Origin of the sequence: Ramlibacter ginsenosidimutans, assembly GCF_016654015.1 — a bacterium.
Lineage (GTDB): Bacteria > Pseudomonadota > Gammaproteobacteria > Burkholderiales > Burkholderiaceae_C > Ramlibacter > Ramlibacter ginsenosidimutans.
Map to the genome: position 1 here is coordinate 1 of NZ_JAEPWM010000025.1, position 7,301 is coordinate 7,301.

11 protein-coding genes and 2 pseudogenes are annotated in these 7,301 nt (G+C 64.7%); 8 read left to right on the forward strand and 5 right to left on the reverse strand.

Annotated elements, in window-relative coordinates; translation table 11 throughout:
* Positions 1-128 (forward strand): integrase core domain-containing protein (locus JJB11_RS25790; protein WP_201178198.1); only part of this gene is annotated, 128 nt, incomplete at its 5' end.
* A 60-nt stretch (positions 129-188) separates the two neighbouring features.
* Positions 189-278, forward strand: a pseudogene (locus JJB11_RS26705) (DUF1269 domain-containing protein); the annotation flags it as partial.
* Between the two features lie 218 nt (positions 279-496).
* On the opposite strand, the gene JJB11_RS26295 reads toward JJB11_RS26705, so the two are convergent.
* The 3 genes from JJB11_RS26295 to JJB11_RS25805 all read right to left on the reverse strand — a co-directional run bounded on the left by JJB11_RS26295 (position 497) and on the right by JJB11_RS25805 (position 1,570).
* Complete coding sequence (locus JJB11_RS26295; RefSeq protein ID WP_242529123.1) at positions 497-949, reverse strand: hypothetical protein; 453 nt, start codon at positions 947-949, stop codon at positions 497-499.
* Between the two features lie 64 nt (positions 950-1,013).
* Positions 1,014-1,307 carry a thioredoxin domain-containing protein gene (locus JJB11_RS25800; RefSeq protein WP_201178202.1) on the reverse strand — a complete coding sequence of 98 codons (294 nt, stop codon included), beginning with the start codon at positions 1,305-1,307 and terminating at the stop codon, positions 1,014-1,016.
* Positions 1,271-1,570, reverse strand: coding sequence for a hypothetical protein (locus JJB11_RS25805; protein ID WP_201178204.1), 300 nt, complete (start codon positions 1,568-1,570; stop codon positions 1,271-1,273). The genes JJB11_RS25800 and JJB11_RS25805 overlap by 37 nt, the downstream gene beginning before the upstream one ends.
* Positions 1,571-1,793: 223 nt before the next feature.
* On the opposite strand from JJB11_RS25805, the gene JJB11_RS25810 reads away from it, so the two are divergent.
* Positions 1,794-2,045: a hypothetical protein gene (locus JJB11_RS25810; RefSeq protein WP_201178207.1), complete on the forward strand. Its 252-nt coding sequence runs from the start codon at positions 1,794-1,796 to the stop codon at positions 2,043-2,045.
* 35 nt (positions 2,046-2,080) lie between these two features.
* Here JJB11_RS25810 and JJB11_RS25815 read toward each other — a convergent pair whose 3' ends face one another.
* The gene (locus tag JJB11_RS25815; RefSeq protein ID WP_201178209.1) at positions 2,081-2,263 is read right to left on the reverse strand and encodes a hypothetical protein; all 183 of its coding nucleotides are present in this window, start codon (positions 2,261-2,263) and stop codon (positions 2,081-2,083) included.
* 269 nt (positions 2,264-2,532) lie between these two features.
* Between JJB11_RS25815 and JJB11_RS25820 the strand changes: the two genes are divergently transcribed.
* The gene (locus JJB11_RS25820) at positions 2,533-2,823 is read left to right on the forward strand and encodes a hypothetical protein (protein ID WP_201178211.1); all 291 of its coding nucleotides are present in this window, start codon (positions 2,533-2,535) and stop codon (positions 2,821-2,823) included.
* Between the two features lie 368 nt (positions 2,824-3,191).
* Here the strand turns inward: JJB11_RS25820 and JJB11_RS26300 are convergent.
* Positions 3,192-3,281 (reverse strand): annotated as a pseudogene (locus JJB11_RS26300) (phytanoyl-CoA dioxygenase family protein); the annotation flags it as partial.
* A gap of 237 nt (positions 3,282-3,518) precedes the next feature.
* Between JJB11_RS26300 and JJB11_RS25830 the strand changes: the two are divergent.
* The 4 genes from JJB11_RS25830 (at position 3,519) to JJB11_RS25845 (ending at position 7,182) form a co-directional block, all read left to right on the forward strand.
* Positions 3,519-4,859, forward strand: a complete 1,341-nt coding sequence (locus tag JJB11_RS25830) for a tyrosine-type recombinase/integrase (RefSeq protein WP_201178213.1) — start codon at positions 3,519-3,521, stop codon at positions 4,857-4,859.
* Between the two features lie 148 nt (positions 4,860-5,007).
* Complete coding sequence (locus JJB11_RS25835; protein WP_201178215.1) at positions 5,008-5,325, forward strand: PAS domain-containing protein; 318 nt, start codon at positions 5,008-5,010, stop codon at positions 5,323-5,325.
* A 1-nt stretch (position 5,326) separates the two neighbouring features.
* Positions 5,327-6,283 (forward strand): site-specific integrase, encoded by a 957-nt coding sequence (locus tag JJB11_RS26710; protein WP_377372065.1) that lies wholly within the window; start codon positions 5,327-5,329, stop codon positions 6,281-6,283.
* Positions 6,280-7,182 (forward strand): DUF932 domain-containing protein, encoded by a 903-nt coding sequence (locus JJB11_RS25845; protein ID WP_201178219.1) that lies wholly within the window; start codon positions 6,280-6,282, stop codon positions 7,180-7,182. Before JJB11_RS26710 ends, JJB11_RS25845 begins: the two co-directional genes overlap by 4 nt.
* Positions 7,183-7,301: the final 119 nt, after the last annotated feature.

Consider the following 7,301-nt stretch of genomic DNA (forward strand, 5'->3'; position numbering starts at 1 on the left):
AACGCGAAGCCGCTTTGCAGCCCTTCATTGACCGCTACAACTGGCTGCGACCACACTCCGCTCTTAATCACAGGCCGCCCATGTCTCGGATCCGCGCTGTGAACAACCTCCTGAGATTCGACACCTAGCGCGGCCTCGGGTGGGGTGGCCTGCTGGGCACCCTCGCGGGCTTGCTGCTCCTCAACCCGGTGGCGGGGCTCGCGGCCGGCCTCGTGCTCGGCGCCGGTGCGGGCGCGGTCTCCGGCGCGCTGGCCGACTACGGCATCGCCGACGACTTCATCCGCCACACCGCGCGCGAGCTGGAGCCCGGTTCCTCGGCGCTGTTGATCCTGCCAAGGGCGGGTCGACTTCGAACGGCTGGCCCGGGAGCTGGAGCCCTTCGGCGCGCGCATCGCGCGGACTGCGCTGACACCGCAGCAGGAAGAGCAGCTGAAGAAGGTGGTCTCCGGTGTGCACCCGCCGCGCTGAACGCGCCCGGCGGACTTTTCCGGGTCCCTCAGCGCTGCGTCGCGCGCACGCGCTCCCATGCGTCGCGCACCGCGGGCAGCGCCTCCTCCCAGCCGAGGCGTGAGGTTCCGCGCGCCGCTTGCCAGCTGCGCGCCAGCTGGTCCTCCGTGGCCGGCCAGTCGCGGGGCTGTCCCTGCAGGGCCGAGCGGGTGCCATGGCGGTAGGCCGGCCCGTAGTCGCCGTAGCTCGCGCCTTGCGGCACATAGGGCCGGCCCTTGTACTCCTCTTGCCAGTAGCGGTCCTGCTCCGACACGTCGACCTTCGGTCCTGCCCCGATCGACGCGCCGATCAACGCGCCCGCTATCGCACCACCCACTCCCATCACGAGGCTGCCCACCGGGCCGGCCGCGAGGCCGCCGATCATGCCGATCAGCGCCCCCGAGATCGCGCCTGCGAACACTCCCAGCGGGTGGGTCCCCAGGGTTTCGAGCAGTTGGTTCATGGCGTGCCTCATTCGCTTGGCCGTTGATGGAGCACAGGTGGTGGTGGCGTAGCCACGCACCCTTTCACGAGTCCAGCTCGATCCTCGGCCGGTTCGGCAGGTGCTGGTCGAGGAACGCCCCGAGCTGCTGCTCGCTCAGCATGCAGGTGCAGACGGCGACCGGCTTGCCGCCCTGGTACAGCACCAGCGTCGGCACCGAGCGGACGCCCACGCGTGCCGCGATGGCCGGCGCCGCGTCGATGTCGATCTTGACCACCGCCAGGACGTCGCTGCGATGGGCGGCGAACGCTTGCAGCGCGGGCCATGGGAACTTCCTTGTGCTCAGAGCATTGGGAGAGGTGCGTGCGGCGCCGTGCACCCGTTGGCGGCCACGGGCACCAGCAGGATCAGGAGGCGGCCGGTGGCGGGGGTGCTGCTTTCGATCGCGCCGATCGCGTCGGCGATGCCCGTTGCCTCGACCATTTCGACGATGCCCCCCTGTTCGTCCACGACGAGCAGCACCGGCCCGCCGGCCGCGTCCGCGGCGGTGGGCGTCGCGCGCGGGTCACCGGAGCGCTGCTCGGCGCCGGCCGTGACCGCCAGCCCGAGGGCGAAGGCGAGGTCGGGTGGGAGGATCTTCATGGGCTCTCCTTGTCTCTTCGAGCATAGGGAGCCGTCGCGCGGCAATCTTCCATCCGCTTGCGTTCCATGGCGCAGGGCGGCGGTGCAGCAGCGGCGCGACGGCCATGCACCGCGCGATGCAGGACAATCGCGGCTTCCTCTGCCCCGAGGCCGCCATGGCATCGCCGCGCCACCCCCTGGCTCCTGCGCGAGACGCGCCGCTACTGGCCGTTGATGTCGGCCCATGACCGCTTCCAGTCAGCCGGCTGGGCGCAAGGGCGTCGGCGAGATCGGCGGGCTGGGCGTCGTGGCGGCGATCTCCAATGCGATCTGGCACACCGAGAAGCGGCGCGGCGCGAACAGCCCGAGCAGCAACACGCAGCGCACCCGCGGCAGCGCGCCCAAGAACGCCGACTTCGATCGGACCTCCAGGCCGCAGCGGGCCGCCGCCAGCAAGGGCGTCGGCACCAGAAGCGGCGCCGCCGGCAAGAAGTGAGGTGACGGCGCTGACGCTCGGCTCAAGCCCGAACCTCATCGCGCGCCCAGCCAGACGAGGAAGAAGCCGACCACCGCGGCGATGATGCCCAGCGCGAACAGCAGCTTGGGTGCAGCCCCGGACTCGGTCCTGATGTGGCGGCCGAGCAGCAGCCAGCCCGCCGCCAAGGCTACGATCGAGAGCATGAACGGATAGGCGTAGGTGGGGAGGTCATTCATGGCCGCAGTGTTGACCCTGGGCCGGCGGCGTAGCAGCGCTCTCCGTGTCGGGGATGCAAGTGTCAGCCGGCCACCGCCATGGACAGCAGGAAACCGAAAAAAACGGCGGCGGCGCGCGCCTACCTTCGGTGCATGAACACACTGACCGTTCCCATCGCCGAGCCAGGCCGGGGTGCTCGACAAGCTTGCCGCGTGGCAAGGCCTGCGCCTACGCAGACCGCACGCACGTCGCCGTAAATTTGGTCAAAGACCTGAAGGACCGACCAAACATGCAGCCGACCACCACCGAGATGCTCGTCTCTCCGATCCCCGTGCCGGAGATCGACAGCGACGTCCCTGCGGCGATCATCCCGATCGCCAGCGTGGCGCCGCTCGATGGCCCGCCGGACGGCGAACGCATCAATACTTTCGCCGTCGCGCCGAAGAACCGCGAATTGACGCGTCGGGCTTCAGGTGGGGGCGCCCTTGCCGGGCTGCGGGACCGCGTAATCAGCAGGCCCCTCACCTACGTGGCGGCGGCGGTCTCGCTTGGCTTCGTGTTGGCCCGCCTCCGGCGGTGACCAGCCCCACGCGCTCACGTGAACCGATCACGATCTGTCGGCACCCGGCGACGCCGGTCGTCTTGCGCACAATGTTCGCGTGCACCTTGCGGGCCGGCCGGAACTCCTTCATTCGTCCAGGATGTCGTCGGTTCCGATCGGCAGAGGCGCGAAGTTGGTGGGGCGCACGTAGTCGGGCCGCGGGGCCGGAACGTCGGGCGCGGGACTGGGCGCCATGATCTCCAGAAGCTTGGGCCCTGGCACCACGAAGAACTTGTACCCGGTGCTGTCGTCGAATTCCGGCTCCAGGCTGCCGACCTTGTGGCTGCCGGGATGAAGTACAGGCAGCCACCCATTTCCGTCGGCTCATCCAGCATCAGCAATGCCGTCCTGAGATCCGGGCCACGGACGCCGTCCTTGCGCCACGTGCCGTAGTCCTGGTGCCAGGCCCAGACGGAGCCGTCGATGGCGGTCTTCAGGTTGCACTTCGAGTGATAGCGAAGAAAAGAAAAGGCCTTCTGCTATCGGCTTGGTAGCAGAAGGCCTTTGTCTGTGGCGGAGCAGGAGGCATATGACCTCACATCCAAGCTTGTCCACGCGTGTCCAAGATAGCAAGCCTCCCAGTACTGCCGCGGCATTCCGCCGTTCTACCAATCCACAGTTGTCCATGTACATGCATCGCAATACAATTTGGAACGTGGGTAGGAATGTGGGTAATGACGCGACACAGTTTATTGGCGGACAGTGCGGTTCGAAGCCGAAGCAAGAAGCCCGGGTACTACTTGGACGGCAACGGCCTGTACTTGCAGGTAAGCAAGACGGGATCCCGTTCCTGGATCTTTAGGTACACGCTGAACGGGAAGACCCGCGAGATGGGTTTGGGTTCGGTGACGGCATTCGGGCTCGCGCAAGCTCGGGAGCGCGCTCAACGCGCACGCCAGCTCCTCGCCGACGGAATAGATCCGATTGAGAAACGTGGCGAGGAGCGGAAGGCACTGGATGCGCACCGAACAACCGAACGCGCCCGCTCCAAGACCTTCGAAGACGCAGCGCGCGAGTACCACGAAGCAAGTGCAGACGAGTGGAAGAATGCGAAGCACGCGGCGCAGTGGATCAACACGCTGACGCAGTATGTGTTTCCGAAGTTCGGCTCACTTCCAGTCGGTGACGTGGGTAAGGTCGAGATCGTGTCTGCTCTTGAACCGCTTTGGAAAAGCAAGGCGGAAACCGCGAACCGCCTGTTTCAGAGGATTCGAACTGTCCTCAACTTCGCAGCCGCTCGCGACTACAGCACCGGCAAGGACGCAGAGTTCTGGCAGCAGGTGAGGATCGCGCTTGGACCCAACGACCGCGCCAGGAAGGTGGAGCATCACAACTCCTGCCCGTACCCGCTCGTGGGAGCCGTGATGAAGGAAGTTGCATCTGGTCCATCTTCATCGGTTGTGAAGCTCGCGTTTGAATTCACCGTGCTCACGGCCGCGCGCTCCGGTGAGACCAGGGGAGCGCTGTGGTCCGAGATCGACGAAGACCGCTTGTGCTGGAACATTCCGGAAGAACGCATGAAGGCAGGACGTCCGCACAACGTACCTCTATCCGCACGCGCAGTCGCATTGTTAGCGGAAGCAAAGCGACTGCGGGAAGAAGGGATTGTCAGTTCGGAGATGGGGTTGATCTTCCCCAATACTCAAGGCCTTGCGTTGAGCGACATGGTCTTCACCCAGCTTCTCCGGCGAATGCGGATGGAGTACACGATGCACGGTTTCCGCGCCAGCTTCCGCACGTGGGGAAGTGAGCAGACGAAGCACCCGCACGAGATGCTGGAATTCGCTCTCGCACACACAGTCGGCGATCAGACGGTCCGCGCGTACATGCGCACCGACATGCTGGAGAAGCGTCGGCAGTTGATGGACGACTGGGCCGCCTTCATCGCGTCAAATTCCAGCGCGTCGATCCCGAGAATTGCTGAAAAAACAGGCAATCTGGCGCTTTCCGCGCCCAAAACCGGCCGGAAAACACCAGAAAACCGTAGGAAAACCGGGCGCCTGAAGCAAAACTAGAGGCACGCGCCCCCACGCAGCGCGCACAACGCACGCTGCGCGCGGACAGGACCCAGCGCCAGTCCGCTCCACCCCCCTCCCTTACTCCGCCGCCACCAATTTAAGGTCGCGCGGGCGCGTGCGTGCGGATTCTGCGAAAGGCTCAGAAATGTCGGATTCACGGCAGGGCAACGCTCGCCCGAAATTTCCACTCGGCCGCGTCTATGCGACACCCGGTGCGCTAGAACTCCTCGAGCGCTCGAATCAAAGTCCTCACACGCTCCTCTCGCGCCACGTACGCGGTGACTGGGGTTTAGTGCATCCGGACGATGCCGCAGCCAATGAACAGGCAGTCCGGCGCGGCAACCGCATCGTTTCCAGTTATTCGATCGGCCTCGACGCAAGCAACGGCGATGGCGGACTGATCTGGGTCATCACCGAAGCGGATCGATCTGCGACGACTCTCCTCTTGCCGGGGGAGTACTGAGATGGCCCGCCGGACTCGAGACGTGAAGCAATATCTCCGCAACTCACTCGCCGCCAATACTCTGAGGGCGTACGCGAGAGACCTGGAGCGATTCAAGAACGCAGGGGGACGGATTCCCGCCACCGCAGACCAAGTCGCGCGCTATCTGGCCAGCGCGGCCGACGAACTCAAGCCAAGTACCCTTGCGAGGCAGATTGCCGCAATCTCCTTCGCGCACGAGCAGCGTGGACTGCAGTCTCCGACTCGATCAGCTGTGGTCCGCCGCACGCTTCGGGGGATTCGCAGAACGAAGGGGGTCGCTCAGAAACAGGCCACTCCCATCACACCTCAGCTCCTCAAGCAGATGGTGAAGCCGCTCCGGGGCTTCTCAGAGGCACAGAACCGCCGTGACGCCGCCCTCTTCCTGCTTGCTTTTGCGGGCGGATTTCGTCGATCGGAGATCGCATCGCTCTGCATCAGCGACCTCTCGTTCACGAAGGAAGGCCTACTCGTCCGCCTTAGAAGCAGCAAGACGGACCAATACCAACGCGGGCGGGATGTCGCGATACCCAAAGCACCGCACGCGCAGCAATGCGCAGTTCGCGCGCTCCGGAGTTGGTTAGACACTCTTCTTCGGCTGCGGAAGGACGACGCGGCATCGGATACCGACCGCTCTGTGTTCTGCGGGATCGACAAGCACGGGAACGTGCGTGGGCGGCTCAATAGCGCGTCGATCGGATGGCTACTGAGGAGACGCCTCACACTACACGATCTCACGACGGACGGATTCACAGCCCATAGCCTCAGGTCCGGTCTAGTCACCAGCGCCGCAAAGGCGGGCGTGCCGGTGTGGGCCATTCAACGTCAGACGGGACACCGCTCCGAAAGCACCGTTCACCGCTACATCCGAGGACTTGGCGCGTTCGAGTGCAACGCGCTTGCCGGCCTCCTCCAAACGCGCCGCGGAGACCGAGCATGAAGAAGAACAACCGCAGCCGTGTCGGAGCCGCGGCACCGAACTTCATTGATCGCATTCTCGACGCCATCGACCTTAAGTGGTCTGTGCTCAAAGCGCCGGTCGCGTACAAGGCTGACCTCACGGCGCCGATGATGGAGGTCGAAGCGAAGTCAGTCCTGTTCCGCAGCGACACAAAGCAGGAGCTGGCGGTCGTCTCTTCTAGCCACCAGGTCTGGCAGCCCCGCGAGATCGTTGAGTTTTACCTTAGCCTCGCCGCGTTCTACGGATTGGCTGTGGAAAGCATGGGGTATGTGCAGGGAGGTCGCAAGCTGTGGGCGCTTCTGGATACTGGCGAGCAAGCGATGTTCTCGAGCGGACGATCGGCCCGTGCATACCTCCTTCTCACGACGCCGTACGACAGCACGCTGGCGGCGCAGGCACAGTCTCTCTGCCTCTTGCAGCCCGGATCCTTAGCGCTACCAGCAACACCCGCGAAGCCGATCATCGTGCGCATCGCTCGATCACCTGATTTCCTTACTCCGGGCGACTTGGCCGGCATAGGCGAACTGATGCGGGAGTGCATTAGCTTTCCCGGATTCCTGGAGGACTTGGCCAGGCACACCCCGTCCGAGGCTCAGGTCAAGCAAGCGACTGCCGCCGCACTAGGCGCCCGAGGAGACGACCCCTCCGTCCCCTCAGCCAGGGCACTGAACGCCGTTCTCACCAGCCTGCGCGAGGCGAGGGAGCGAGCCGCAACGCCCAGCTCGCTGCACCTCTTGTACGCACTGGCGCATGTGAGCGACGCGCGAGACCAGAAGCGTCGTCCTGAGGACCTGATACATAGCAGTTGGTTTGGTGCTGGCGCGAAGCGAAAGCAGTTTGCAGTACGCGCACTCGCCCGCATGCTCAGGCTGCACTAGCTGTGATGTCTCAATAGGTTGTTCATCCGTCCCTGATTTGGGAAGCTGTGGTTACCAAGCCCAGCCAACCATCTCGGGAGAGGACGGATGAACAGACCCAAGAATGCAGCATTGACTCC

Coding starts and splice junctions, on each gene's coding strand:
- JJB11_RS26710 (WP_377372065.1), top strand. CDS start 5,327: ATGGCCCGCCGGACTCGAGACGTGAAGCAATATCTCCGCAACTCACTC.
- JJB11_RS25845 (WP_201178219.1), top strand. CDS start 6,280: ATGAAGAAGAACAACCGCAGCCGTGTCGGAGCCGCGGCACCGAACTTC.
- JJB11_RS25815 (WP_201178209.1), bottom strand. CDS start 2,263: ATGAATGACCTCCCCACCTACGCCTATCCGTTCATGCTCTCGATCGTA.
- JJB11_RS25820 (WP_201178211.1), top strand. CDS start 2,533: ATGCAGCCGACCACCACCGAGATGCTCGTCTCTCCGATCCCCGTGCCG.
- JJB11_RS25810 (WP_201178207.1), top strand. CDS start 1,794: ATGACCGCTTCCAGTCAGCCGGCTGGGCGCAAGGGCGTCGGCGAGATC.
- JJB11_RS25830 (WP_201178213.1), top strand. CDS start 3,519: ATGACGCGACACAGTTTATTGGCGGACAGTGCGGTTCGAAGCCGAAGC.
- JJB11_RS25835 (WP_201178215.1), top strand. CDS start 5,008: ATGTCGGATTCACGGCAGGGCAACGCTCGCCCGAAATTTCCACTCGGC.
- JJB11_RS26295 (WP_242529123.1), bottom strand. CDS start 949: ATGAACCAACTGCTCGAAACCCTGGGGACCCACCCGCTGGGAGTGTTC.
- JJB11_RS25805 (WP_201178204.1), bottom strand. CDS start 1,570: ATGAAGATCCTCCCACCCGACCTCGCCTTCGCCCTCGGGCTGGCGGTC.